The following is a 25469-nucleotide window of genomic DNA, read 5'->3' as shown; positions in this document are numbered from 1 at the left end:
CACCCGCCACACTCGTGTCCCGGACGCGCTGCGCTGCGTCCGGGGCACGAGATTCTTACACCACCGCCGCCCGCTTCGGTTCGACGATCTCGAACATGCGCGGGAATTCGTCCATCAGGCCCATCAGCTCGGCAAGCCGCATCGGGTTGCCTGACAGCTGGACCTTGCCGGCGGCCACGGCTTCCGGAAAGCTCGTCAGCTTCGCGATGACTTCATCGAGCGTTGCGCGCGCCAGCGTAAAGCTGGCATCGGCGCCTTCCGCCTGCACACCCTCGGCATAGCTGAGCGCGGAGTTTTCCAGGTTGAGCACGAAGGTCTCGCCGGTGTCGGAGAAGCGCCAGTTCAGCACGATGTGCTTGCCTTCAGCCTTCGGTCCATTGAGGCGGATGCCGAGCACGTCCCAGAGCTGCGAGGTGCGCAGAGCCGCCAGCGTCTCGCGCGGCATCGGCGGGCGCGGCGGCGTCTTCGGCATGCCCTGGCGCAGCTCCTGGGCACCGAACAGATAGGCATTGCGCCAGGTCGCGCTTTCGGCGGCGTAGCCGAGCTGCTCCAGCGTATCCGCCAGCAATGCGCGCGCCGCCGCGTTGTCAGGCTCGGCAAAGACGAGATGGCCGAGCGCCTGCGCGACGAAACGAAACCCGCCCTTGTCGAAGTCCACCCGCGCCCGCGCGAGGATGGCGTCCGCGCCGCCCATGTATTCGACGTACTTCTTTCCGGATTCCACCGGCGGCAGCGGATCGAGATTGACCGGGTTGGCGTCATACCAGCCGAGATATTTCTGGTAGATCGCCTTCACATTGTGCCGGATGTGGCCGTAATAGCCGCGGCCGTGCCAGGCGCCCTCCAGGCTCTTCGGCAGCTGGATCGTCTCGGCGATCTCGGCCGCGGTGAGGCCGTGGTTCATCAGACGGATGGTCTGGTCATGCGCGAACTTGTAGAGATCGCGCTGCTGGCGGATCATCGTGCCGATGCGCTCGGCTCCCCACACCGGCCAGTGATGCTGGCCGCACATTGCCTCCGCCCTGCCGTCCCAGAGTTGCAAGGCCTCGCCCAGATATTTCGACCAAGCCAGCGCATCGCGCACGTCGGCGCCGCGGAACGGCAGCAGATTGTGGAAATTGTGCGTGCAGTTCTCGGCGAGGTTCAACAGCTTGTAGCGCGGGACGAAGAAATGCATCTCGGCCGGCGCTTCGCTGTTCGGGGCCATCTGGAATTCGAACGCGACGCCGTCGATCACGCGCCTGTCGCCGGTCGCCATGATCAGATCGGTCGGGCGCAGCAGCGCCACCGAACCTGCTGCCATCGATTTGCCGAGGCCGCAATCGACCTGCCCCCGTACCCCCTTGGCGAGGAACGGGCCGAACTGATATTGCGCCCGCCGCAGCATCGCCGGTCCCGCGATGATGTTCTCGGAGACGGCATGCTCCATGAACAGGTTCGGCGCGATGATCGGCACGCCGGCACTGGCGAGAGCATCCTCTTCCAGCACACCCCGCGCGCCGCCCCAGTGATCGGTGTGGGTGTGCGTGAAGATGACGGCCACCACCGGCCGCTGGCCACGATGCTGGTAGTAGAGATCGAGTGCAGCGCGCGCGCCTTCGATCGAGGTCAGGGTGTCCACCACGATGACGCCACGGTCGCCCTCGATCAGCGTCATATTGGCGATGTCGAACCCGCGGACCTGGTAGACTCCGGGCACCACCTCGAACAACCCATGCTGCATGTTGAGCCGCGACTGCCGCCACAGGCTGGGATTGACCGTGGCGGGCGCCTCCTCGGTGGAGAGAAAGCCGTAGGGCTCGAGGCTCCAGACCGTGCGTCCTTGCGGACTTGTGACCTTCGCGTTCTCGATCGTGCCGAGGAAGCCGCGCGCGGCATCGTCGAAATCCCGCCTGTCGGAAAACGGCAGCGCGTTCAGCATCGCCGTTTGCTGCGCGATGACGGACGCCGTTGCGGCCTTCGGCTCGCTGCTGGATTCCGTCATGTCGCTTCCTCCCGGCTTGTCGCGCGGCATCTAACCGCATCTGGCGGCCGATTGCCTTCGACGAGAACGGACCGACGCGTAGCCTGCAGCTACATCCCGAGCAGTCTCGGCAGCCACAGCGACAGGCCCGGCCAATAGGTCACGACCGCGAGGAACGCCAGCATGGTCAGGAGCCATGGCCACACCGCCACCGTGAGCTCGGTGATGCCCATCTTGGCGATGCCCGAGGCGACGTAGAGATTGAGGCCGACAGGCGGATGGCACAGCCCGACCTCCATGTTGACCGTCATCAGAATGCCGAAATGGATGGGATCGATGCCGAGCTTGATCGCGACCGGAAACAGGATCGGCGCCATGATCAGGATGATCGAGGACGGCTCCATCACGTTGCCCGCCAGCAGCAACAGGAGGTTGACGAGCAGGAGGAAGCCGATCCATCCGAGACCCTGGTCGATCATCCATTGCGCGAGCGCCTGCGGCACGTTCTCGTAGGTCATCAGGAACGAGAACAGGACGGCGTTGGTGATGATGTAGAGCAGCATCGCCGAAAGGTTCGCCGATGACAGCAGCACCCGCGGCACGTCCCGCAGCTTCAGATCCTTGTAGATGAACACCGCGACGATGAAGGCGTACACCGCGCTGACGGCGGCCGCTTCGGTCGGCGTGAACAGGCCGCTGTAGATGCCGCCGATCACGATCACGATCAGCAGGATGCCCCAGACCGACTTGCGGAACGCATCGAAGCGCTGCATGAACGTCGCCTTCGGCATCCGGGGATAATCATTCCGCCAGGCGCGATAGAATGTCGTCGCGCCGAGCAGGAACGCGAGCACCAGCCCCGGCACGATGCCGGCGATGAAGAGCTTGCCGACCGAGCTGTTGGTCGAGACCGCATAGAGAACCATCGGGATCGACGGCGGAATGAGGATGCCGAGCGAGCCCGACGTCGTGATCACGCCCGCGCCGAACCGCTTCGGGAACCCCTGCGCGACCATGGCGGGCAGGATCACCGAGCCGATCGCCACCACGGTTGCCGGCGACGAGCCGGAGATCGCGGCGAACAGCGCGCAGGCGACCACGCCCGACAGCGCGAGGCCGCCGTACCAATGGCCGACCAGCGAGGTTGCGAAGGTGATCATCCGTCGCGCCACGCCGCCATGGGTCAGGAAGTTGCCGGCGAGGATGAAGAACGGGATCGCCATGATCTCGAAATTCTCGATGCCGGTGAACAGCTTCAGCGCCACCGATTCCGTCCGCACGTCGGTCAGCGCAAACATGTAGCTGAGCACGGTAAGACCAAGCGCGATCGAGATCGGCATGCCCGTCAGCATCAGCGAGAGCAGCAGCGCGAACACGATGAAGACGCGCAGACCCTGCGGCAGCGTGACGACGTGAGCCGCATGAGCGAAGCATAGCGCGACGATCAGGACCGGCAGCAGCATCAGGATCCAGCCGAGCGGGCTGCGCTCGTCCCGGACGACCTGGGAGGGCGTGACCGGGGCCGGATGCACGGGGTCGACCTCGACACCCTCGACGCCCGCCATGTCGTGATGCGGCAGTTCGCCGGTGCGGTAGAACGACCAGGCGACCTGCAGGAAGCGAAAGCACATCAAGCCGGAGCCGACCGGGATGGTGAGATACACCAGCCACATCGGCGCTTCGAGATCGTTCGACTGCTGGCCGGTCTGCCACATCTGACCGACGAACGCGGCCCCGAAATAGCACACGATCGAGGTAAACAGGGCGCCGCACAACAGGCCGAAGGTGATGACGCGGCGGCGCGATCCGCCAGGCAGGATGTTGACGAGCACGTCGACGCCGACATGGATGCCGGTGCGCACGCCGTAGGCCGCGCCGAACTTCGCCATCCAGATGAACATGTAGATGCAGAGTTCTTGCGCCCAGGACAGGTCGAGCGCGGCAAGCCAGACGAACGCCGCGCGTGCAGGGACGGCAATGAAAGCCAGATTGCGGACTTCCGCCCATTTGGCGATGTCGATCGACAGCCCGGCGCCGTAGCGGTGCAGCACGGCGACGAAGATGAGCGAGGTTGCGGCCGCGATCATCGTCGCAATCAGCCACTCCTCGAGATGATCGAGCAAACGATTCAGCACGCGCAGCAACTTGGTTCCCCCCGGGATGAGTCCGTCTTTCAAGAGCGAAACGGCCGGGAGTGCGATCACCCCCGACCGTTGGTGGTGTTGTTTTGGAGCCGCGGCCGTCAGTTCATCTTGACGTCGAGTTCCTTGGCGACGAGATCAAGCACTTCCTGCCCGACCCTGCCCTTCGCCCATGTATAAGTCGGCTGCATCGCTTCCTGCCACGCCTTGCGGTCGGCGTCGGTCAGATAATGCAGCGTGGTCTTGCCCGTCTTCTTGATCTCGGCGAGCGCGTCCTCGTTCTCCTGGCGCGCGATCGAGTTGGTGTAGTCGGTCGCATCCGCCATCGCCTTGTCGAGCTGGGCGCGGATGTCAGGCGGCAGCCCGTTCCAGAATTTCGAGTTGACGATCACGGCATATTGCAGATGCGCATGATAGGATACCGTAATGTCCTTCTGCACCTCGTAGAACTTCTGGGTCCAGTAATTCGACGCCGTGTTCTCGCAGCCGTCGACCACGCCGGTCTGGAGCGCCTGGTAGACTTCCGAGAAGGCCATGATCTGCGGGATGGTGCCGACCAGACGGAAATACTGGTCCGCGACCTTCGAACCGGAGATCCGGAATTTCATTCCCTGGAAATCGGTTGGCTTCACCAGCGGACGGTTGGACGACACCATGTGGAAGCCGTTGTCCCAATAAGCGAGCCCGGTGATGCCCTTGGCTTCAAGCTTCTGGAACAGCCATTTGCCGAGCTTGCCCTTCATCGCATTGGCGTAGGTTTGCTCGTCCTTGAACAGCCAGGGCAGGTCGAGCGCCTCGAACTCCTTGATGCCGAGCGGGGCGAATTTCGCGGTCGAAGGCGCCAGCATGTGCACCGAGCCGAGCTGAAGCGCCTCGATCTCCTCCTTGTCCTTGTAGAGCGTGGAGTTCGGGTAGATCTCGATCTTGACCTTGCCGTCCGTATACTTCTCGGCGAGCTCCTTGAACTTCAACGCGCCCTTGCCCTTCGGGGTGTCGTTGGCGACGACATGGCTGAACTTGATGACGATGGGGTTCTGGGCCTGGACGATGGCTGGGACCGCGAGAATGGCTGCGGCGGCGACCGCGACAAGCAGCTTGCGCATGAAGTAACCTCCCAACAACCTCTAGAACCGGGTCTTTTTTTGTTTTGCGCCTTCAGTAGTGGCAGCAATCCGCCAGCCGAACAACTAGACCTAAGCCCAATTTGCCGCCGGCAAGCTATCTTGATGGCCGTCGTCTCCGCAACCCGGCACCCGCGCCCACTGCGGAGAGCGAGCGCTTATGCCGCATTGCCGCAATGCGATCAGCCTTTGCGCTGGGCGACCATGAACAGGCGCCGGAACGGGAACAGCGTCTGCCCCGCCGCATTCTTCGGGTAGGCCGTCGCAACCCGCATGCCGTAGGCCGCGTCGAAGGCGTCCTTCTCGTCGCCTTGCAGAATGTCGAGATAGCGCGTCAGCCAGGTCCCCTTGGTCCATTCCTTCACGGGGTTGTCGCCTTCCAGCACTTGCAGATATTCGGTCTCCCAGATGTCGATATTGGCGGACATCGGAGCAAGAAGATCGTGGTAATAGGCCGGCGCCTCGACCGGCGGCGCGGTGACGAGATGCTCGACCTTGGACCGCCAGGGGCCGCTCAACGCAGTCTCGCCGATCAGCACATGCGATGGCGCGAGGAAGTTGCGAGGCATCTGCACCGCGAGCATGCCGCCCGGCGTCATCTTCTCCATGAGCGACGGAAACAGCGCCGCATGATTGGGCAGCCAGTGCAGTGCGGCATTCGAATAGACCAGGTCGTATTGCCTGGCGGGACGCCAGCGGCCGAGGTCTTCATGCGACCATTCCACATCCGGCGCCGCCTTGCGGCCGGCGGCGACCATCTCGGCTGAGCCCTCGACAGCAGTCACGGTCGCGTCCGGCCACCGCTCCTTGATCAGCTTGGTGACGTTGCCGGCGCCGGCGCCGAGATCGGCGATCGTACGCGGGCCAACATCCGGAATCCGCATCAAGAGGTCGACGGCAGGCCGAAGCCGATGGCCGGAGAACTTCAGATATTGCTGCGGATCCCAGACCATCGTGATAGGCCTTTTCTTTTTCGTGTTCCTTCACCAAAGCTCTTGGTTACCACTGCTCGTCCCGGTCGGGCAATTCGCCAAGCCCGCGGGACGGGCAGGAAACGAACACCAAACGAACGGCAACAAGCAAAAGCAACAAGAGAGCGTGTGACCATGGACCTCGGGCTCAAATCAAAAACCGCTGTTGTCACCGGAGCGAGCATCGGCATCGGCCGCGCCATCGCCAAGGGCCTGGCGGCCGAAGGCGTGCGCGTCGTTGGCGTCGCGCGGCGCACCGATCTGCTCGCCGAGCTGGTGAAGGAAGTCGGCCCCGGCCTGATCACGCCGTTCGAGCAGGACGTGATGGCGAAGGACGCGGCGGAAAAGATCGCGGCCTTCGCATTGAAGGAGCTTGGCCATGTCGATATCCTCATCAACAATGCCGGCGGCAGCCGCCCGCTGCCGGTCGATGCGCCCGACAGCCAATGGGACGAGGCGATCGCGCTGAATTTCACCAGCTACCGCCGCATCGCGCATGCGCTGCTGCCGCAGATGATCGAACGCAAATGGGGCCGCATCGTCAACATCACCGGCAAGTCCGAGCCGGAAGGCCTCAACGCCGCCTTCGCCGCCAAGGCCGCCGTGCACGCCTGGGCCAAGGGCCTGTCGCGCGAGATCGGCGAGCACGGCATCACCATCAACTGCATCCCGCCCGGCCGCATCATGAGCGAGCAGATCCGCCGCAACTATCCGCCTGATTACCGCGAGCGTTTCGCGGAGGAGGAGATCCCGGTCGGCTATTGGGGCGAGCCGGAGGACCTTGCCGCGCTCGCGGTGTTTCTGGCATCGCCGGTGGCGCGGTACATTACGGGGACGGTGATCCCGGTGGATGGGGGGCTGCGGAGGTATCAGTTCTGAGGCGGGGCACTCGATCAAGTCGAAAAGATGCTGTGGCCGCACTACTCACGAGAGCGGACAGCCGGAACTTGTCCCGGCGAGTCCGCTAAGAGAATCGGTCATGCGAACACTGTGACCCGAATGGTCCTCAAGAGGCCTGTCCACACTCAATCCCCAAGTATATGCCCACCTCACCGGCTTTGGCCAAACGGGGCCATCTAGTCCTGGTGGGGAGCGAGGGTGAACTGGAAGACGGCGCCCCGAGGCTTGTTCCTCGTGACCCACAACCGTCCGCCGTGAGCTGCGATGATCGACCGACAGATGGCCAGGCCCATCCCTAAGCCGTGCGACTTGGTCGTGTAGAACGCATCGAAAACGCGTTCCTCACTCGTCGGATCGAGCCCCGGGCCCGAGTCTCGCACGGCGACGCGTACATCGCCGGCAACGTCCCGTTCAGTACTGATCTGCAGCTCCCTCGTGCCCTCGTGAACGCAGTTCACGGCGTCGATGGCATTGAGGATCAGATTGAGGAGCACCTGCTGCAGCTGAATGCGCTCACCTTCGATCTGCGGCAGGTCCTCCGCCAGTTGCGTCTGTAGCGAAATCTTATGCCTCACCGCCTCGCTTCGGACCATGGCGACGACGTCCAGGACGGCTTCGTTGAGGTCGAGGCGGCTTCTGGGTACCGGCGCTTTCCTGACCATAGCGCGGATACGGTGGACGATCTCGCCAGCTCGTCGACTATCTGCGACAATGTGCTCGAGGGACTCGCGGGCCTTATTTAGATTTGGCGGGTTAGCGCCCAGCCAGTTCAAGGCGGCGTCCGCATTGGTGAGCACAGCCGAGATCGGCTGATTGACTTCATGGGCAATCGAGGCCGTCAGCTGCCCAAGGGTCGCGACACGACTGACATGAGCGAGTTCGACCTGGGTCTTTTGGCGTTCAATAACACCTTTCTTGAAAATTTCGACCGCACCCGCCATGGCGCCGATTTCGTCACGTCGATCAATCCCGGGCACGTCGATGCTAGTGTCGCCCTTGGCGAGTGCGGTCATGGCGCCGGTCATTCGCGTGATCGGCGCCGCGATAGCGCGCGTGAGTAGAAGGCCCATCAACACCGCGATCAGGAGCGAGGCTGCGGCGCCCAGCGCGGTCGCCATGTATGCAGTGGCGTACGCGTGCTTCTGCACGGCGTCGCGCCTTGCCAACAGATCGCGTTCAGCCTTCTCGATTTCGTTTGCCTGGGCGCGGATTGCGCCCATGGCAGCTTTGCCGCTCGACCCCTCCAACGTGCGCGCCTCATCGCGCGTCGCGGGGTTCGCCATCAGCGCAATCTCGCGCTCGGCGGTCTCGATGCGCCAAGCGGTCGCCAGCTTATTCAATTCATCAAGCCGGTTTTGCTGGTCTTGGTTATCCGAAGTCTGTGCTCTAAGTTTCCGGATCGCCACGATGAAGTTGTCGCCGCCCTCGCGGTATGGATCCAAGAATTTCTCGTCGCCGCTGATCAAATAGCCGCGCAGACTCGTTTCTTGATCAAGCGCTGCGGCCACAGCCATCTCTAGCGTGTCCAACACATCGGTGGTATGGACCCGCCAGTTTTTGGCCTCTTCTATCACGCCAAGTCTGTCGTATACGATTGCGCCACTCACGAATATGACGGCTATCACGGCAGCAAACGCGGCCATCAATTTGTGCAAAATCAGTAGATTCGAGAAAGGGGGCACGTGACCCTCAAAGCCGAAATCCGCGGCCGATCAATAGCTAGTTCGAGATTGCTCCCAAGCGGTGGCATTCGCAAGAATTTGGCATGGGACTGTGATAGGGCAAAGCAGCGCAGCCTTCCCCTGAGTGGAGCGCAGACAGCATCTCGTCGGACAACCGGGAAATTCTGGGCATTGGCCGCGCCGTCGGACACAACAGGCCCTCATATCGATGCGACCTTCATGATATCCAATGTTCCGCGCCAGATCATCTCAACTGCCACATAGAGAATGACGGCCAGTCCGACGTAAGCGACCCATCGATGAGTTTGCAGAAGGCCGGCAATGAAAGAAGCGGCCATGCCCATCATCGCGATGGAAAGCCCCAGGCCGAAAATCAGAACCACTGGGTGCTCGCGCGCCGCCCCTGCGACGGCCAGGACATTGTCGAGAGACATGGAAGCATCGGCCACGATAATCTGCCAACTCGCTTGGAAGAGTGTTTTGCGGGGTTTGCTTTCTGCAGAAACTGTGGGCCCCGCGGGGGACGTGCGCAACTCTCGCCACATTTTCCAACATACCCACAACAACAGGATCCCGCCAGCGAGCAGAAGGCCGACGATTTGCAGGATTTGCGTCGCTATCCCCGCTAAGAGAAGGCGCAGTATCGTCGCGGCGACGATCCCGATCAAAATGGCCTTGGCTCGTTGCGCTTGAGGAAGTCCCGCTGCAGCAAGGCCAATGACGATGGCGTTATCGCCAGCGAGCACAAGGTCGATCAGAACGACCTGCAAGAGTACGCTAAGAACATCCGTATCGAGATAGTCTATCAAGGGTCATGGTCCCAGGTTCCGCTCCGAGCGAGGGGCGTATTTATATCCGCCAGGTCGACCCATACGGGTTACCTCCAAAGCAGGGCAGCTAATACAGCTCTAGCTCTAGTCCACCGCTGCTCGGCCGCTGGGGTAACTATCTGCGGCAGCGGCGTCCGAATGTTGTCCGGCGGTCTGCCCGAAAAGCAGTGCTACTTGATCTGGCTCGCCAAAAATCGCTGCGGCGCAGCCGATCATTGTGAACGCACCTGCGATAACCCACAGAGAAATCTTACCTACCGTTGCAGTCCCTGACTTTGCCAGGGCCAAGAGCGCGGTGATCATCGCGTCCGAGAAAAACAAAAGACTGAGCGCTGGTAAGATGAGTTGCGAATCCAGCAGAAGTATTATCAAGAGGGCGGGAGCCGCGACCAAGATGCTCAACAGCGCGAATATGCAGAATGTCTCCCGCCAAGAAGCATTCCTGTTCCAACCTGCATGAGAAGCGAACATTTGATCCTCCTGCATACGACAATTTATAGGGCCACTTACTTGCGGCACCACCCTGGTCCAGTTGGCTCGTTTTCCGTCTCTTCAACTAGTGTTTGTTGGTCCTATGCCGCCGACCCTCAATCAGCGTAAGAATGCCAGCGGTCATTACGGCAACAACGACGATGGCTGCCAGTCCCTCGACCGAGGCCAAGGTCTCGAACCACTTGCTCCAAAGCTCAATCATGTGCTGGCCTCTCTCAAGAGCGCACCCACGATCGATAAAATTGCCTCTCTAGAGGACGACCCGTGCAATCAGAAAGACAATGCTACTCATCGTCGCGCGCGTTTTAACCGCGCGGGAACATGACCACGAGCCGTTTGGCACGCATGCTCGCCATCCTTCTATTGGAACGTGCCCTGACGGCTCGAGTGCAACTGGTTCTGGTCATTGGCCGCCGCCTGTGTGCTGGCATTCGGCGTCGCGGCTGGGGTCCCCGGGCGGGAACGCAAGATTGCCACCATCGCCGACGAGGCGGCGGCTCGCCTCGATCCCGCTATGTTGGCGATCGGCAGGCTGACATTCCCGCAGCATCTTTCGTGCTGACGGCTTCGCTCCACTAAGGTCGGCTTCGGGTCACGAGCGCCGCTTCGGCGGCAGAGCCGCCACTTCCGGTTTCGCCCGAGCAGCCGACATTGTGAACAGTTCGGGAAGGGCCAGAAGCTGCCATCGGAGCCGAGCCTTAGAGCTTACGCCCGTGCTGTCAAACTCGACAACTGATCGGTGTCGTAGCGGTCTCGAAGGTCGGCCAGGGCTCGTGGATCCGGCGCGCCCTTTGCTGCGAGTTTCGCAAGCTCTTCGAAATAGTGCTCGTGGCCGGGTGGGGAGACGGTCATCAGCACGCGGGCCGATTTCTGACTGACATTGGTGATGTTGTGCGGTACCCCTGGCGGAATGAACAAATAGGTCCCCGGGATCGCGCGGATCGTCTTGTCGCCAACGTGCCACTCACACTCGCCCTCGAGCAGGTAAAAGGTCTCCTCCTGCACCCGGTGAACATGCAGTCCAGTGGCGAACCCGGCCGGAATTGTCCAGTCGAACATGCTGGTGTGCTTGGTATCCTCGCCGGTGACGAGGAAAACCATAGGATGACCACGGAGCATGATCCCCTTTGTCTCGTTGGGCATGCGAATGACAGCATCGGCGCTCATGACATTCCTCCATCGACCAAGCGCTTGCTCCCGCAAGCACGGAAGCAACCTCGGCCGTCTGGGTCGGAAAGTCGTGAAACAGTTCCCAAAAATTTGCTAAAACCACCGAATGCCTATGACGGATCTCTACCAGTTCGGCCCGTTCCGCCTGGACCCAAAGGCGGGCATTCTCTACCAGGGAACCAGGCCGACGATGCTCGGGCAGCGCGCTGTCGCGCTGCTCCGGCTGCTGCTGGAGAACGCGGGTGCTCCGGTGTCCAAGGATGCGCTGGTCGAGGCCGGCTGGGACGGACTGGCAGTTGCCGATAATAATCTGACGGTTCAGATCGCCGCCTTGCGCCGGGTGCTGGCCGACGAGAGGGCCGATAGCTGGATCGAAACCCTGCCGCGCCGCGGCTATCGCTATGTCGGGGCTGCCGTCGCCATCAATATTCAGTCACCTGCCACCCGTGCGGCGCCCGCACCGGCGTTGCCTGACAAGCCGTCCGTCGCGGTTCTACCGTTTTCGAACTTGAGCGGTGATCCGCAGCAGGAGTACTTCGCCGACGGCATGGTTGAAGACATCATCACCGGCTTGGCCCGCATCAAGTGGTTGTTCGTCATTGCACGAAATTCGACCCTGACCTACAGGAACCGTGGCGTGGACGTGAAGCAGGTCGGCCGCGAGCTTGGCGTGCGCTATGTCCTCGAAGGCAGCGTTCGCAAGGCCGAGGGCAACGTGCGCGTGACGGGCCAGATGATCGACGCCTCGACCGGCGCTTATGTATGGGCCGAGCGATATGACCGCAGCTCCGACGATATTTTCGCACTCCAGGATGAGATTGCACTCTCGGCGGTAGGCGCCATTGCGCCGAGCCTGCGCCGTGCTGAAATCGACAGGGTCAAGCGGAAGCGCCCCGAGAGCCTGGATGCTTACGATCTGGTTCTGCGGGCCCAGGTCGACGTCGATTCCGGCATGCCTGAGCAGGTGACGCGAGCGCTCGTGCTGCTCGAACGTGCCATCGAACTTGATTCCGACTACGCGCTGGCACATGGCAACGCCGCGATGTGCCACCATTGCCTCTACCTTCGCGTCGGTTTGCAGGAGGCGAACCGTGCCGCTTCGATCCGCCACGCCCGCTCGGCAATCCTCCACGGCCAGGACGACGCGAGCGCGCTGGCGCTTGCGGGGTTTTCGATCGGCATGGACGCGCATGATCGGGACGCGGCTTTTACCGCATTTGAGGCCGCGCTTGCCGTCAGCCCCTCTTCGGCGCTGACCTACATCCTCGGCAGCGTCGTTCTCGGATGGAGCGGAGAAGCCGAGCGCGCCATCGAGTGGAGCGAACGAGGCATGCGGCTCAGCCCCTTCGATCCATGGGCTTTCGCCGCATTCGACGCGCAGGCGATGAGTCATTTGCTGCGCGGCCGCTTTGAAGAAGCCAGTCGCGCCGCCTACAAGTCCGTGCAGGCCAATCCCGCACACAGCATCACCTATGTGCAGCTGGCCGCTGTGCTTGCCAAACTCGGACGGCTGGATGAAGCTAGGGCAGCCGCCGAGCGGGTGCTCGAACTTCATCCGACCTTTCGCTACAGCCGCCAGTTCGCGGGCGTGAACTGTGCCCCAGCGCTCGCGGAAACCCTTGGTGATGCGCTGAGGACCGCCGGGCTGCCAGAGTAAGGCGAGATCGGAGTTCTCGTCATGGTGATCGACGGGCCAAGTAAAAATACGCGCACTGGATACTGCATATTGGGCTTGGCTCACCAGACTGCTTCGTCGCGACGTCCGATTGTCCGCTTGGGTCAAACGGCGAAACACCTGGATCGCCTGCTCAAGTCTGCTTCAGTGTTGGAAGCGGGCGTCGCGTATCCATGAGCGCACACGCTGGTCTTCCCGGATCTCCGTCACGATAGCATCCTGCCAGTGTTTTGCCCGACGGGTCAACGTCACGGCGGCTCCGAATGCCGTCTCGGCGCGACTCGAAAATCCCTTATCGATCAAAGGGCCTTCTACTGTGCATGGGGTTGTTTTCGCAGTTTTTGTTTTGGCGCCAAGAAAAAAATACTCAGCGGCGCTTCATTCCGCCTGCAGGATTTCCGCGATCGCAGCGATGGTGCCGGGCTTGCCGCCGACATCGCGCGTCGCCCTGCCCTCGCCGATCGCGGCCGCATTACCTGACCTTCGCGCATACACAGCATGCAAGCATGAGCCTGTGGAAGGCGGCGCGGGCGTAGTACATGCCCAAAGTCGCCACAGCGGGCCGCCGGAGCAACGCGCTAACGCAATGACAATCACGTTACCTGCCGCCGCGCGCGAGCCCGACCATCCCATTGCCGACGGCCTGCCGTCCGCGCAGCGGCGCTGGGCGATCGCCGCGATCTTCACCGCGCTGGCGATGGCCTCGCTCGACACCGCGATCGCCAACATCGCGCTGCCCGCCATTGCCGCCGATCTGCATGTCAGCCCGGAGCAGTCGGTCTGGGTCGTGAACGTCTACCAGATCGCGCTGGTGGCAACGCTGCTGCCGCTCGGTGCGCTCGGGGAGATCGTCGGGCACCAGCGCATTTATCTCGGCGGCCTGATCCTGTTCACCATCGCCTCGCTGTTCTGCGCGGTGGCGTGGTCGCTGGACAGTCTGCTGGTCGCGCGCGCCCTGCAGGGATTGGGCGCCAGCGGCATCATGAGCGTCAACACCGCGCTGGTGCGCTTCGTCTATCCCGGGAGGATGCTGGGCCGCGGCTTCGGCCACAACGCGCTGGTGGTCGCGACCGCCTTCACCTTCGGGCCCTCGGTCGCCTCCGCGATTCTCGCGCTCGGCCCGTGGCCGTGGCTGTTCGCCGTCAACATCCCGTTCGGCCTCGTCGCCATCGGCATCGGCCTTGCGATGTTGCCGAAGACGCCGCGGGCCGATCACGGTTTTGATTTCCTCGGCGCACTCCTCGCATCGGCCTGTCTCGGCCTGTTCATCACCGGCATCGGCAGCGCCGCGCACAACCTGTCTCCGGTTGTCGTCGGCATCGAGCTGGTCACGGCCCTCGCGCTCGGCTTCATCCTGACGCGCCGTCATGCCAAGCACCCCGCGCCGATGCTGCCGATCGATTTGTTCAGCCGGCCGATGTTCGCGCTGTCGGCGGCGACGGCGGTGTGCTCCTTCGCCGTGCAGGGCCTCGCCTTCGTCTCGCTGCCGTTCTATTTCGAGGACGTGCTCGGGCGATCGCAGGTCGAGACCGGCTTCTTCATGACGCCGTGGCCGCTCGTCGTCGGCATCATGGCGCCAATCGCGGGGCGCCTGTCCGACCGCCATGCAGTCGGCCTGCTCGGCGGCATCGGCCTCGTGCTGCTCGGCCTCGGCATGGCCCTGCTCGCGATGCTGCCGGCCAATCCTGCCATCCCCGACATCATCTGGCGGATGGTGATCTGTGGCATGGGGTTCGGCTTCTTTCAGGCGCCGAACATGAAGGCGGTGATGTCGAGCGCGCCGCCGCACCGCAGCGGCAGCGCGTCCGGCATCGTCGCGACCGCGCGGCTGACGGGGCAGACGACCGGCTCGGCACTCGCCGCGGCCTGCTTTGCTCTCGCCGGACACGACGGCGCCACCGTCGCGCTGGCGCTCGGCGCCGGCTTTGCCGCGCTCGGCAGCGTGATGAGCTTCTTGCGGCTGGCGGTGAAGTAGGTCCCCCTCGGGCCAGGTGTCACGCCGCCGTTACGTCGGCAGCCCCAGCCGGGATCACGGCTTCGTCGTCCAGCGCGGCGAGACGCGAGTCGATGGCAGCGATGACCTTGCGCGAGAACGGCCCGAGATGCGCGTAGGCCGCGATCATCTGCACGGCAATGCGCGCCGATGACGTGTCGCGCTTGGCGCAGTTCATGAAGGTTTGCCACAGCGGCCCCCGCGCCTCGGGAAGGGCGGTGACGACCTTGTGCACTGTTTCCATCGCGCCGATCTTGGCACGGATGTCGCCTTCCGCGAGTTCATGACGCTGCCTGGAGCGGTCGAGCAGCGTCATCAGGCGGTCGACGCGTCTTGCATAGGCAGCCGGGCTGTAGATGTGCTCCAGCACCCGTTTATAGTCCATCAGGATGTCGCGCAACGGGCGCACCGGATCGAAGTTGATCCCCGCCGTGCACTGATCGGCGCCAATGGTCGGCGCGATATCATGGCCCGAGTGCAGCCGGCCTTCGCGCTCCAGGCGGCGCGTCAGCTGCGTGTTCGGCAAGGCATAGAGCAGGCCGACCATGCTGACGGGAATCGCCGCCTCTTCGATGAATTCGATCATGGCATCCGCCATCGAGACCTTCTCGTTGTCGAAGCCGACGATGAAACCTGCGGTGACGAGCATGCCCGCGGCGTAGATCTTGTGGATGCTCTCGGCGATGTTGCGCCGCGTGTTCTGCTTCTTCCGCATCGCGACCAGCGTCGCCGGATCCGGACTTTCGATACCGACGAAGATGGCGAAGAAATTCGCCGCGCCCATCAGGTCTAATAGCTCGGGATCGTCGGCCAGATTGACCGAGGCCTCAGTCGACAATTCGAAGGGATAGCCGTGGCTGCGCTGCCATTCGGCGAGCTGGGGCAGGAACAGCCGCAGCGACTTCTTGTTGCCGATGAAATTATCGTCGACGAAGTCGAGATGGCCGCGGTAACCCATGGCGTAGAGCGCATCGAGCTCGTTCAGGATCTGCGCGTTCGTCTTGGTCCGCGGCACGCGTCCATAGAGCTCGATGATGTCGCAGAACTCGCAGGTGAACGGACAGCCGCGCGAATACTGCACACCGAGATAAAGGTAGTCCTCGAACTTGAGCAGATCGAAACGCGGCACCGGCGTCTTGGTGACGTCGGCCTGGAATTTCGGCGCGGTGAAGACGCCGGCGCGTGCGCCGCCCTCCCAGGCCGCGATGAACTCGTCGATGACGCTCTCGGCTTCGCCGAGCACCCGGAAGTCGGCTCGCTCGTAGACATGGGGGCTCGAGGTGGGATCAGGACCACCGACCACCACCGGCTTGCCCGCCGCGCGGCATACTTCGATCAGGCGCAATGTGTCTGCCTGCTGGGGCAGCATTCCGCCGGTGAAGACGACGTCGGCCCAGGCGAGATCCTCCTCGCCGAAGGACTGCGTGTTGCAATCGATCAGCCGGACCGTCCAGCTCTCAGGCAACATCGCGGCAACGGTGATCAGGCCCAAAGGGGCGGCGGGGCGCTTCACGCCCAGCACTTTGCAGGATTCGCCAAAGCTCCAGAAGGACTCTGCCGAGAACAGCGGATAGAGCATCAGGACGTTGCAAGGCTGCGGTACGTTCATGGAACCCCTTTTTGGCTTGATCCCCAGTGTAGCAGAGCGCTGACGACTTGCACCCCGGCAAAAGGGGCAAACTGTCGCTCTCTGTTCCAGGGGTGTCGGCGCAGAAGCCGGTAGACGTCGCCCCAAGCCGTGCCGCGGACGTCCAGGAAGGGTCTCTTTGGTGGCGACCCCTCGGATTGGTGGCTACCCCTCGGACTGTTGATTTGAACAGTTCCAATTTGCCCGACACATTCCGCCCCTGAGTCCGATCGGTGGATTGGGCCAATCAGGGGACTTGCGATGGCAAATCTAACAATCAACGGAAAAACCTTCACGCTCGACGTCGAGCCGGATACGCCGCTGCTCTGGGCGATTCGCGAGAATGCCGGTCTAACTGGCACCAAATATGGCTGTGGCATCGCACAATGCGGCGCCTGCACGGTCCACATGGACGGCGTCGCCACCCGCTCCTGCGGCGTTTCGGTCGGCGAGGCCGAAGGCAAGAACATCACCACGATCGAGGGGCTCGCCTCCGGCGACGCGTTGCACAAGGTGCAAAAGGCCTGGATCGCGAAGGACGTTCCGCAATGCGGGTACTGCCAGAGCGGCATGATCATGGCCGTGGCGGCGCTGCTCAGCGAGAAGCCGAAGCCGACCGACGCCGACATCGACGAGGCCATCACCAATATCTGCCGCTGCGGCACCTTCCAGCAGGTGCGCGAAGCGATCCACACGATCGCCAGCGCCTAAGGAGCCGCCCCCATGAACAAGCACGTTTCTCCCAAGATGAACCGCCGCGCCTTCGTGATCGGCACCGCCGCTGTCGGCGCCGGCCTTGCAATCGGCCTCGACCTGCCCTTCGGCGGCCCCGCCGTGGTCCGCGCGGCCGACGGCTCGCCCGAAATCGGTGCCTGGGTCGTGGTCCGGCCCGATGACACGGTCGTGATCCGCATCGCCCGCTCCGAGATGGGCCAGGGGTCGCTGACCGGCCTCGCCCAGCTCGTCGCCGAGGAGCTCGAATGCGACTGGTCGAAGGTCACGACCGAATATCCAACCCCCGGCCAGAGCGTCGCCCGCAAGCGCGTCTGGGGCGATTTCTCGACCGGCGGCAGCCGCGGCATCCGCTCCTCGCAGGACTATGTCCGCAAGGGCGGCGCCACCGCCCGCGTGATGCTGATCCAGGCCGCCGCCGACGAATGGAAGGTGCTGGCCTCCGAATGCACCGTCGCCAAGGGCGTGATCACCCATAAGGCTACGGGCAAGACGACGACCTATGGCAAGGTCGCCGAAGCTGCCGCGAAGCTGACGCCGCCGGCCGAGGTCAAGCTCAAGGACCCGAAGGACTGGACCATCGCCGGCAAGGGCCTGCTGCGGCTCGACACCGCCGACAAGACCAGGGGCACGATGATCTACGGCATCGACGTCAAGCTGCCGGGCATGCTGAATGCCGCGATCAAGGACTGCCCGGTGTTCGGCGGCAAGCTGAAGAGCTATGACGAAGCCAAGATCACCGGCATGAAGGGCGTCAAGAAGGTCGTCAAGGTCGGCGATACCGCGGTTGCGGTCGTTGCCGACACCTGGTGGCGGGCCAAGACGGCGTTGGAAGCGCTGCCGATCGTGTGGGACGAGGGCGAGAACGCCAAGGTCTCCAGCGAGTCAATTGCGAAATGGCTGGCCGAAGGCCTCGACGACGCGCAGCCGGCCTATGTCGGCAACAAGAACGGCGACGCGAAGGCGGCGATTGCCGGCGCCGCCAAGAAGATCGAGGCCGTCTACAGCTATCCCTATCAGAACCACGCCACCATGGAGCCGATGAACGCCACGGCGATCTACACGGCGGACAAATGCGAGGTCTGGTGCGGCACGCAGAACGGCGAGGCCGCCTTCGCGGCGGTGCTGGAGGCTTCCGGCCTTCCGGCGGAGAAGTGCGACGTGCACAAGGTAATGCCGGGCGGCGGCTTCGGCCGGCGCGGTCAGACGGACTATGTCCGTCAGGCCGTGATGATCGCCAAGCAGATGCCGGGCACGCCGATCAAGCTGTTGTGGTCGCGCGAAGAGGACATGGCGCACGGCCGGTATCATCCCATCACCCAGTGCAAGATGACCGGCGCGTTCGACGCCAACAACAATCTGGTCGCGCTGCACTACCGCCTGTCCGGGCAGTCGATCCTGTTCTCGCTGCGCCCCGAAGCGCTGCAGAACGGGATGGATCCGGCCGCATTCCAGGGCGTCGCCCAATCCGGCGAAGCCGCGTTCGGCTATTCGGTGCCCAACCTCCTGGTCGAGCATGCGATGCGCAACCCGCATGTTCCGCCCGGCTTCTGGCGCGGCGTCAACGTCAATCACAACGCGATCTACATGGAATGCTTCATGGACGAGCTGGCCCAGGCCGCAGGCCAGGACCCGCTCGAGTTCCGCCGCAGGCTGATGGGCAACCATCCCAAGCATCTGGCGGTGCTCAATGCCGTGGCCGAGAAGATCGGCTGGGATAAGCCGGCGCCGCAAGGCGTCTATCGCGGCATTGCGCAGGTCATGGGCTATGGCAGTTATGTCGCCGGCGCCGCCGAAATCTCGGTGACCGAGGGCAACAAGATCAAGGTGCACCGCATCGTCGCCTCCACCGATCCCGGCTACATCGTCAACCCGGCGCAGGTGGAGCGGCAGATCGCCGGCTCCTTCGTCTACGGCCTCTCCGCGCTGTTCTACGGCGGCTGCACCGTCAAGGACGGCAAGATCGAGCAAACCAACTTCGACACCTACAACTCGATGCGCATCAACGAGATGCCGAAGGTGGAATCGGTGATGGTGCCGAGCGGCGGATTCTGGGGCGGCGTCGGCGAGCCGACCATCGGCGTCGCGGCGCCGGCGGTGCTCAACGCCTATTTCGCGGCGACCGGCAAGCGTATCCGCTCGGTGCCGCTGCGCGACCAGAACATCACCTTCGCCTAGAGCCACACGCTGCGGGGGCGAGAAATTGCCGCCGCAGCCCTTTTCCAGATGCCCCTGATGACCACGCGCCCGATGACACGGCGAAGTGCCGTGTTCGGCATCACCATAACGGCCGCAAATTTGGCGCGGCCATCGGCTTCGCGCGCGCAATCGACTGGACGTGTCGTCGTGGTCGGCGGCGGCTTTGGCGGCGCGGCCTGCGCCCGCGCGCTGAGGCGCGCCGATGCCAAATTGCAGGTCACGTTGATCGAGCCGAACAATATCTTCACCGCCTGCCCCTTCAGCAACGAGGTGATCGCGGGCCTGCGCGAGCTCGAGGCACAGCAGTTCGGCTATGACAAGCTTGCCGCCGAAGGCGTCACGGTCATCGGTCAGGCTGCGACGGCCGTCGACACACAAAAGCGCAGCGTGACGGCGACCGATGGCACCGCATTTGCGTATGACCGCCTGGTCCTCTCGCCCGGCATCGACTTCCATTTCGAAGCCCTGCCGGGCTACGACGATGCCGCATCGGAGAAAATGCCGCACGCCTGGAAGGCCGGTGCGCAGACGCTGCTGCTGCGTCGGCAACTGGAGGCGATGGCGGACGGCGGCACGGTCGCAATCGCGATCCCCGCCAATCCCTCACGCTGCCCGCCGGCACCGTACGAACGCGCCAGCCTGATCGCGCATTACCTGAAAAACAAGAAGCCGCGCTCAAAGGTGCTGATCCTCGATGCCAAGGATAGCTTCTCCCAGCAACGGCTGTTCGAGAAGGCATGGAAGGAGCTCTATGGCGACATGATCGAGCGCGTGGCGCTGTCGCAGGGCGGCCGTGTCACATCGGTCGATCCGGCTACCAGGACTATCGTCACCGAATTCGGCAACTACATCCCTGAAGTCGCAAACATTATCCCGCCGCAGCGTGCGGGGCGCATTGCCGATATCGCGAGCGCTGTGGATGCGACCGGCTGGTGCCCGATCGATCCCGTCACCTTCGAGTCCAAGCTCGTCCCGAACATCCACGTCATCGGCGACGCCTGCCTCGGCGGCGGCATTCCCAAATCGGCCTCGGCCGCCGGCGCGCAGGGCAAGGCCTGCGCCGCTGCCATCGTGAACCTCCTCGCCGGCCGTGCGCCAGAAACACCACGGCTGACCGGCGTCTGCTACAACACCGTCGCGCCAGGTTACGGCTTTTTGCTCGCCGGCAATTACCAGCCCAGGGGCGATATTTTTGCAGAGGTCGAAGGCGGCGCGACGAGCCCGGTCGATGCGCCGCGCGAGTTGCGCGCCCGCGAGGCGGCGGAGGCAGAGCGCTGGTTTCAAACCATCACGGCGGACACCTTTGGCTAGACCATCCGTCCATATCGCAGCACTGGTCGCTGCTTGCCTCGCTTGTACCTGCACGAGCGCGGACGAGCTCGCGCCCTACAAAATCGTCGGCGACGGCATTGCAGAGCCGCTCACGGGCTCGCCCGGCGATGCGGCACGCGGCCGCGCGCTCGTGCTCGCGCGCACCACGACCTGCATTCTCTGCCATTCCGGACCGTTCCCGGAAACGCAGTTCCAGGGCGACCTCGCGCCTGACCTCACGGGTAGCGGGAACCGGTGGTCGGCCAGCCAATTGCGGCTTCGTCTGGTCGATGCCTCGCGCTTCAATCCTGAGACCATCATGCCGTCCTATTATCGCAACGATGGGCTCGTCCGCGTCGGGCGCAATTTCGCCGGCAAGCCGATCTTGTCGGCCGCGGAGATCGAAGACATCGTGGCCTTTCTTGCAACACTTCGGGACTAGTTCCATGCCAACCACGCGACGACAATTCTTGAGCCTCGCCGGCGGCGTCACCGCAGCCGGCACGATACCGCTCGTCACGCTGCGGCCGCTCGAAGCGACACCGGCCATGCTCACCGCCGCGATCCACAATGTCGTCGGCGAAACACCTGTGCGCACCGGCAAGGTGAAGATCGACATCCCGCCGCTGGTCGAGAACGGCAACACGGTGCCGATGACGGTGAGCGTCGCAAGCCCGATGACGGCGAACGACTACGTCAAGAGCATCCATCTCTTCAACGAAAAGAACCCGCAGCCGAACATCGGCAATTTCTATCTCACGTCGTCCTCGGGCCGCGCCCAGGTCGCGACGAGAGTCCGCCTCGCCGACACCCAGAAGGTGATCGCGATCGCCCGCCTCTCCGACGACACCTTCTGGCAGGCCGGAGCGGACGTGGTCGTGACGCTGGCCGCCTGCACCGAGGAGATGAACTGATGGCTGCGCTCATCAACGTTCCGGCCAAGGCCAGGCGCGGCGACATCATCGAAATCCGCACGTTGACCTCGCACATCATGGAGACCGGCTTTCGTCATACCGCGGACGGGACGCTGGTGCCGCGCAACATCATCACGAGCTTTACGTGCCGCTACAACGGCACAGAAGTCTTCCGCGCTGACCTGTTTCCCGCGATCGCCGCCAATCCGTATCTCTCCTTCTTCACGGTCGCGAAGGAGAGCGGCAGGTTCGAGTTCGAATGGATCGGCGACAATGGCTTTTCGTCGACCGCATCCGCATCGATCACCGTCGAATGATCTTCTGGCGCGCGATAGTGGCGGCGGCGCTCGTTGCCGCGGCCCCCGCCCTGCTCGCCGGAGAAATTCCGCCCGATGCGCGCCGCTCCGGCTATGCCTTCATGGGCCCTGATACGCGTGCGATGCAGGATGACGACACGTCCAATCCGGGCATGCTGTTCGTGCTCGACGGTGAGGCGCTGTGGGGCAAGAAAACCGGACGCGCCGAAAAATCCTGTGCCGACTGCCATGGCGATGCGCGGAGCAGCATGAAGGGCGTCGCGGCGCGCTATCCCGCCTTCGACAAGGCGCTGGCGCGCCCGGTCACGCTGGATCAGCGCATCAATCTCTGCCGCGCCGATCATCAGCAGGCGACGGCGCTGCCCTATGAGAGCCGCGACCTCCTGGCTCTGTCCGCCTTCGTCGCCCACCAGTCCCGCGGCACCCCGATCACCGCCGGCGATGATCCGCAACTCAAACCCTTCGTCGCGCGGGGCCGCGACCTCTTCATGCAGCGCGAGGGCCAGCTCAATCTCGCCTGCACCAATTGCCACGACGACAATTTCGACAAGCGCCTCGCGGGCGCGCCGATCACGCAGGGACAGCCGACCGGCTATCCGCTCTATCGCCTGGAATGGCAGGCACTGGGCTCGATCGAGCGGCGGTTGCGCAGCTGCATGAGCGGCGTCCGCGCCCAGGCCTTTGATTACGGTTCGCCCGAGCTGGTCGCGCTCGAGCTCTATCTGATGTCGCGGGCGCGCGGTATGCCGATAGAGTCGCCGGCGGTTCGTCCCTGAAACGAAAGCGGCCGGGACATGACCCGGCCGCTGCCGCAAGGTTTGAATTCGGCGCCTACTCCGCCGGTGCCGCGTGCATCTCCGGATGCGCGGCATAAGGCTCGCTTGCACCGAGCTTGCTCGCCGCGAACAGTCCGGCAGCCATCACGGCATAGGCGAAGGCCACGGCAGGCGTGACGCCGAACCCACCACCGATACCGACGGCCTCGCCGTGCATGAAGCCGAAATAGGTGAGGACCGCACCGACCAGAGCAAAGGCCGAGGCCTTCTCGAAATCGCGCTCGATGATGAAGACGCCGATCGCGCCCAGAACGAGGCCGCCGAGGATGGAGCCACCGCCCATGATCTCGAGCCCGTGGTAGAACACGCCCTGCTGCGGCAGCGCGGCGATCGCGGCTGCCTTGACAACGTCGGCCTTGTCGGCGGCCATGCCGCCCACGGTTGCTGCCGCGTTCATGGTCGAGCCCAGCATCGTGTCGATCTGGAGCTTGGCCCAGGCGGCGAGGTGCGGCGTCAGCGCCAGCACGATTGCGGGTGCGTGCTTGACCGGCGTGGTCTGGAACGCCTGTGCGCCAATCAGCATGCCGATATACAGCAGGATCGGCGAGATCGCCACCACGGGCACCAGCGCCAGCAGCACCGAGATGATGCCGAACCAGGCCAGCACCACCATCATGATGCCGGTCGCCGCCGAATAGCCGATGCGGCCGCCCATCGCCTTCCAGCCGGGATGGCCGATATAGACGGCGTTGATGAAGGGGTTGCCCATCAGGCAGCCGATCAGGCTGACGACACCGTCGGCGGTCAGCACCCGCGTGGTCGGATATTCGTCGCCGGCCGCTTCCGCGCTCTCGACATTGTCCATGGCCTCGACGAGGTCGTAGATGCCGAACGGAATGGCGGTGACCAGGATGATGCCGAGGAATTCGAAGCCGGAAAAGACATAGCCCACCGCCGGGATCGGCACCGAGAAGCCGAAATTGGCGAAGGCGTCGCCGACACCCTTGACGCTCAATCCGCCGAGACCAAGCCCGAACAGGTTGGAACCCCAGGCGATGATCATGCCGACGGCGATCGCAACGAGACCGGCGGGAATGCCGCGCCAGTACTTCACGCCGCCGAACCAGTTCACCAGGATGATGGCGAAGCAGACCAGACCGATCTGCGGCGTCATGTACATTTCGAGCGCGGGACGCATCGAGATGAAAGTGACGGAGACGCCGGCAAGTGTGCCGAGCAGCGCCGCGCGCGGCGTGATCTTGCGGATGAACGGCGCGATGAAACCGCCGATCATGAGGATGAAGCTCTGGAAGAATACCCAGACGAGGCCAGCCGACCAGCCCTTGAGCGGATCACCGGTCTTGATCGTGATCGGCAGCATGATCACGAAGGTGACGATGAACATGTGCGGCACGCTCACGCCCGAGGGCAGCGCACAGACGTCGTTGCGGCCTGTCTTCTGCGCGAGCCTATAGGCGAGGTACGCGTAGTAGAAGGTCGACAGGCACATCATCAGCCCGAGTGCGGGCAGGATGCGGCCGAACACGAGACTGTCGGGCATCTTCAGCACGAAGCGAAGCAGGCCCGTGAGCACCAGCATGTTGACGAGGATGTTGGTGCCGAAGCCAAAGAACGCGTTCCAGTCGCCCGATGTCCATAGTGCCGGCTTGAACTCGGACTTGTTCATCTCAGATTTGCCGGCCATCCCTGTCAACGTGCTCATGATATCCCCCTATGTGGTCGAAATCTTCATCGCCTCCAGAACTGCGGCTGAGTCCGCGACCCAGCCGAAGATGCCGCCCTGGGCCTTGATCATCTTCAGGCCCATCTCGTGAAACTCAGGGAAGTAGGATGCGCAGCCGTCCGAGATGACGACGCAGCGGTAGCCGCGGTCATTGGCCTCGCGCACGGTAGTGTTGACGCACACTTCGGTGGTGACGCCGCACACCAGCAGATTTTCGATGCCGTACTTCTCCAGCACGTCGGTGAGCTCGGTGGCGTAGAACGCGCCCTTGCCGGGCTTGTCGATCACGATCTCGCTGTCGAGCGGATAGAGCTCGGGAATGATGTCGTGGCCGGCTTCGCCGCGAATGAGGATACGGCCCATCGGACCGGAATCGCCGATGCGCAATGACGGCGCGCCGCGCTCGACTTTCGCGGGCGGCGCGTCGGACAGATCCGGCAGATGGCCCTCGCGGGTGTGGATCACCAGCATGCCGGTGTCGCGCGCGGCCTTCAGCACCGCGCCGATCGGCTTCACTGCGCGCGCGAGCCGGCTGACGTCGTTGCCGAGCGTCTCGCCGAAGCCGCCGGGCTCCATGAAGTCGCGCTGCATGTCGATGATGAGAAGCGCGGTGGCGGGCCAGTCGAGCTTGATCGGCTCGGGCTCTGCGCTGATGACGCCCCGTGTCGGCTTGGCTGAGTTCAACATGACGCAGGCCCCCGCGAGAACTCTCTGTTGCCCGGAGTTCTGCAAGCGTCGTGCCATTGTGTACAATTGCGATCGGAACGATGCTGCGGAGAAATTCGCTGCGCTGTCAGAATGTTACCCGATGAGCGAAGGCTCTGCTCATTCGCTGTGCGGCGGCCTTGCGCGGAGCATTTGCTCAAGGGTTGGGCGGGACGCGATGCGCTCGCCAGCCGTCATTCCGGGGC

22 protein-coding genes and 1 pseudogene are annotated in these 25469 nt (G+C 63.6%); 11 read left to right on the top strand and 12 right to left on the bottom strand.

The window, feature by feature from the left end; all coding sequences use genetic code 11:
- Positions 1 to 55 precede the first annotated feature (55 nt).
- The 5 genes and pseudogenes from QSV46_RS08830 to QSV46_RS08810 form a co-directional block, all read right to left on the bottom strand.
- The gene (locus QSV46_RS08830) at positions 56 to 1984 is read right to left on the bottom strand and encodes an alkyl/aryl-sulfatase (RefSeq protein WP_314949359.1); all 1929 of its coding nucleotides are present in this window, start codon (positions 1982 to 1984) and stop codon (positions 56 to 58) included.
- An 89-nt stretch (positions 1985 to 2073) separates the two neighbouring features.
- Positions 2074 to 3354: a TRAP transporter large permease subunit gene (locus QSV46_RS08825; RefSeq protein WP_314949975.1), complete on the bottom strand. Its 1281-nt coding sequence runs from the start codon at positions 3352 to 3354 to the stop codon at positions 2074 to 2076.
- Positions 3355 to 3573: 219 nt separating this feature from the next.
- Positions 3574 to 4050 (bottom strand): annotated as a pseudogene (locus tag QSV46_RS08820) (TRAP transporter small permease); the annotation flags it as partial.
- Between the two features lie 155 nt (positions 4051 to 4205).
- Entirely contained in the window at positions 4206 to 5207 is a 1002-nt protein-coding gene (locus QSV46_RS08815) for a DctP family TRAP transporter solute-binding subunit (RefSeq protein ID WP_314949357.1), read from the bottom strand.
- Between the two features lie 200 nt (positions 5208 to 5407).
- Positions 5408 to 6178, bottom strand: coding sequence for a methyltransferase domain-containing protein (locus tag QSV46_RS08810; protein WP_314949355.1), 771 nt, complete (start codon positions 6176 to 6178; stop codon positions 5408 to 5410).
- 153 nt (positions 6179 to 6331) lie between these two features.
- Between QSV46_RS08810 and QSV46_RS08805 the strand changes: the two genes are divergently transcribed.
- A complete protein-coding gene (locus QSV46_RS08805) occupies positions 6332 to 7075 on the top strand; it encodes an SDR family NAD(P)-dependent oxidoreductase (protein WP_314949973.1) in 744 nt (247 codons plus the stop codon).
- Between the two features lie 197 nt (positions 7076 to 7272).
- On the opposite strand, the gene QSV46_RS08800 is transcribed toward QSV46_RS08805, so the two are convergent.
- The 4 genes from QSV46_RS08800 to QSV46_RS08785 all read right to left on the bottom strand — a co-directional run bounded on the left by QSV46_RS08800 (position 7273) and on the right by QSV46_RS08785 (position 11267).
- The gene (locus tag QSV46_RS08800; protein WP_314949353.1) at positions 7273 to 8739 is read right to left on the bottom strand and encodes a CHASE3 domain-containing protein; all 1467 of its coding nucleotides are present in this window, start codon (positions 8737 to 8739) and stop codon (positions 7273 to 7275) included.
- A gap of 239 nt (positions 8740 to 8978) precedes the next feature.
- Positions 8979 to 9587, bottom strand: coding sequence for a TerC family protein (locus tag QSV46_RS08795; RefSeq protein ID WP_314949352.1), 609 nt, complete (start codon positions 9585 to 9587; stop codon positions 8979 to 8981).
- Positions 9588 to 9692: 105 nt separating this feature from the next.
- Positions 9693 to 10079: a hypothetical protein gene (locus tag QSV46_RS08790; RefSeq protein WP_314949351.1), complete on the bottom strand. Its 387-nt coding sequence runs from the start codon at positions 10077 to 10079 to the stop codon at positions 9693 to 9695.
- 726 nt (positions 10080 to 10805) lie between these two features.
- Positions 10806 to 11267 (bottom strand): cupin domain-containing protein, encoded by a 462-nt coding sequence (locus tag QSV46_RS08785; protein WP_314949349.1) that lies wholly within the window; start codon positions 11265 to 11267, stop codon positions 10806 to 10808.
- Between the two features lie 109 nt (positions 11268 to 11376).
- Between QSV46_RS08785 and QSV46_RS08780 the strand changes: the two genes are divergently transcribed.
- From QSV46_RS08780 to QSV46_RS08770, 3 genes are all read left to right on the top strand, one after another.
- Entirely contained in the window at positions 11377 to 12927 is a 1551-nt protein-coding gene (locus QSV46_RS08780; RefSeq protein WP_409997159.1) for a winged helix-turn-helix domain-containing protein, read from the top strand.
- Positions 12928 to 13170: 243 nt separating this feature from the next.
- Positions 13171 to 13425 carry a hypothetical protein gene (locus QSV46_RS08775; protein ID WP_314949347.1) on the top strand — a complete coding sequence of 85 codons (255 nt, stop codon included), beginning with the start codon at positions 13171 to 13173 and terminating at the stop codon, positions 13423 to 13425.
- 106 nt (positions 13426 to 13531) lie between these two features.
- Positions 13532 to 14920 (top strand): MFS transporter, encoded by a 1389-nt coding sequence (locus QSV46_RS08770; RefSeq protein ID WP_314949346.1) that lies wholly within the window; start codon positions 13532 to 13534, stop codon positions 14918 to 14920.
- A gap of 19 nt (positions 14921 to 14939) precedes the next feature.
- Here QSV46_RS08770 and QSV46_RS08765 read toward each other — a convergent pair whose 3' ends face one another.
- Entirely contained in the window at positions 14940 to 16547 is a 1608-nt protein-coding gene (locus QSV46_RS08765; RefSeq protein WP_314949345.1) for a B12-binding domain-containing radical SAM protein, read from the bottom strand.
- A 279-nt stretch (positions 16548 to 16826) separates the two neighbouring features.
- On the opposite strand from QSV46_RS08765, the gene QSV46_RS08760 reads away from it, so the two are divergent.
- The 7 genes from QSV46_RS08760 to soxA are packed head-to-tail and all read left to right on the top strand — an operon-like array spanning position 16827 to position 22814.
- Positions 16827 to 17276, top strand: coding sequence for a (2Fe-2S)-binding protein (locus QSV46_RS08760; RefSeq protein WP_314949343.1), 450 nt, complete (start codon positions 16827 to 16829; stop codon positions 17274 to 17276).
- Positions 17277 to 17288: 12 nt separating this feature from the next.
- The gene (locus QSV46_RS08755) at positions 17289 to 19475 is read left to right on the top strand and encodes a xanthine dehydrogenase family protein molybdopterin-binding subunit (protein ID WP_314949341.1); all 2187 of its coding nucleotides are present in this window, start codon (positions 17289 to 17291) and stop codon (positions 19473 to 19475) included.
- 48 nt (positions 19476 to 19523) lie between these two features.
- Positions 19524 to 20807 (top strand): NAD(P)/FAD-dependent oxidoreductase, encoded by a 1284-nt coding sequence (locus QSV46_RS08750; RefSeq protein WP_314949339.1) that lies wholly within the window; start codon positions 19524 to 19526, stop codon positions 20805 to 20807.
- Complete coding sequence (gene soxX, locus QSV46_RS08745; protein ID WP_314949338.1) at positions 20800 to 21249, top strand: sulfur oxidation c-type cytochrome SoxX; 450 nt, start codon at positions 20800 to 20802, stop codon at positions 21247 to 21249. Before QSV46_RS08750 ends, soxX begins: the two co-directional genes overlap by 8 nt.
- Before the next feature lie 4 nt (positions 21250 to 21253).
- On the top strand, positions 21254 to 21721 hold the full coding sequence (locus QSV46_RS08740) for a SoxY-related AACIE arm protein (RefSeq protein ID WP_314949337.1): 468 nt from the start codon (positions 21254 to 21256) through the stop codon (positions 21719 to 21721).
- On the top strand, positions 21721 to 22038 hold the full coding sequence (soxZ, locus tag QSV46_RS08735; protein WP_314949336.1) for a thiosulfate oxidation carrier complex protein SoxZ: 318 nt from the start codon (positions 21721 to 21723) through the stop codon (positions 22036 to 22038). Before QSV46_RS08740 ends, soxZ begins: the two co-directional genes overlap by 1 nt.
- Positions 22035 to 22814, top strand: a complete 780-nt coding sequence (soxA, locus tag QSV46_RS08730) for a sulfur oxidation c-type cytochrome SoxA (RefSeq protein ID WP_314949335.1) — start codon at positions 22035 to 22037, stop codon at positions 22812 to 22814. Before soxZ ends, soxA begins: the two co-directional genes overlap by 4 nt.
- Before the next feature lie 55 nt (positions 22815 to 22869).
- Here the strand turns inward: soxA and QSV46_RS08725 are convergent, their stop codons facing one another.
- A complete protein-coding gene (locus tag QSV46_RS08725) occupies positions 22870 to 24537 on the bottom strand; it encodes a regulator (RefSeq protein ID WP_314949334.1) in 1668 nt (555 codons plus the stop codon).
- Positions 24538 to 24546: 9 nt separating this feature from the next.
- Positions 24547 to 25245 (bottom strand): isochorismatase family cysteine hydrolase, encoded by a 699-nt coding sequence (locus QSV46_RS08720; protein WP_314949332.1) that lies wholly within the window; start codon positions 25243 to 25245, stop codon positions 24547 to 24549.
- Between the last annotated feature and the right edge of the window lie 224 nt (positions 25246 to 25469).

The organism is Bradyrhizobium cosmicum (assembly GCF_032290525.1).
Lineage (GTDB): Bacteria > Pseudomonadota > Alphaproteobacteria > Rhizobiales > Xanthobacteraceae > Bradyrhizobium > Bradyrhizobium cosmicum_A.
This window is presented reverse-complemented; position numbering and strand designations above follow the sequence as displayed.

What these genes read in the sequence shown, in the direction of transcription:
- QSV46_RS08830 (WP_314949359.1), bottom strand. Translation starts at nt 1,984, where the DNA reads ATGACGGAATCCAGCAGCGAGCCGAAGGCCGCAACGGCGTCCGTCATC.
- QSV46_RS08815 (WP_314949357.1), bottom strand. Translation starts at nt 5,207, where the DNA reads ATGCGCAAGCTGCTTGTCGCGGTCGCCGCCGCAGCCATTCTCGCGGTC.
- QSV46_RS08810 (WP_314949355.1), bottom strand. Translation starts at nt 6,178, where the DNA reads ATGGTCTGGGATCCGCAGCAATATCTGAAGTTCTCCGGCCATCGGCTT.
- QSV46_RS08805 (WP_314949973.1), top strand. Translation starts at nt 6,332, where the DNA reads ATGGACCTCGGGCTCAAATCAAAAACCGCTGTTGTCACCGGAGCGAGC.
- QSV46_RS08800 (WP_314949353.1), bottom strand. Translation starts at nt 8,739, where the DNA reads ATGGCCGCGTTTGCTGCCGTGATAGCCGTCATATTCGTGAGTGGCGCA.
- QSV46_RS08790 (WP_314949351.1), bottom strand. Translation starts at nt 10,079, where the DNA reads ATGTTCGCTTCTCATGCAGGTTGGAACAGGAATGCTTCTTGGCGGGAG.
- QSV46_RS08785 (WP_314949349.1), bottom strand. Translation starts at nt 11,267, where the DNA reads ATGAGCGCCGATGCTGTCATTCGCATGCCCAACGAGACAAAGGGGATC.
- QSV46_RS08780 (WP_409997159.1), top strand. Translation starts at nt 11,377, where the DNA reads ATGCCTATGACGGATCTCTACCAGTTCGGCCCGTTCCGCCTGGACCCA.
- QSV46_RS08770 (WP_314949346.1), top strand. Translation starts at nt 13,532, where the DNA reads ATGACAATCACGTTACCTGCCGCCGCGCGCGAGCCCGACCATCCCATT.
- QSV46_RS08765 (WP_314949345.1), bottom strand. Translation starts at nt 16,547, where the DNA reads ATGAACGTACCGCAGCCTTGCAACGTCCTGATGCTCTATCCGCTGTTC.
- QSV46_RS08760 (WP_314949343.1), top strand. Translation starts at nt 16,827, where the DNA reads ATGGCAAATCTAACAATCAACGGAAAAACCTTCACGCTCGACGTCGAG.
- QSV46_RS08755 (WP_314949341.1), top strand. Translation starts at nt 17,289, where the DNA reads ATGAACAAGCACGTTTCTCCCAAGATGAACCGCCGCGCCTTCGTGATC.
- QSV46_RS08750 (WP_314949339.1), top strand. Translation starts at nt 19,524, where the DNA reads ATGCCCCTGATGACCACGCGCCCGATGACACGGCGAAGTGCCGTGTTC.
- QSV46_RS08740 (WP_314949337.1), top strand. Translation starts at nt 21,254, where the DNA reads ATGCCAACCACGCGACGACAATTCTTGAGCCTCGCCGGCGGCGTCACC.
- soxZ (WP_314949336.1), top strand. Translation starts at nt 21,721, where the DNA reads ATGGCTGCGCTCATCAACGTTCCGGCCAAGGCCAGGCGCGGCGACATC.
- soxA (WP_314949335.1), top strand. Translation starts at nt 22,035, where the DNA reads ATGATCTTCTGGCGCGCGATAGTGGCGGCGGCGCTCGTTGCCGCGGCC.
- QSV46_RS08725 (WP_314949334.1), bottom strand. Translation starts at nt 24,537, where the DNA reads ATGAGCACGTTGACAGGGATGGCCGGCAAATCTGAGATGAACAAGTCC.
- QSV46_RS08720 (WP_314949332.1), bottom strand. Translation starts at nt 25,245, where the DNA reads ATGTTGAACTCAGCCAAGCCGACACGGGGCGTCATCAGCGCAGAGCCC.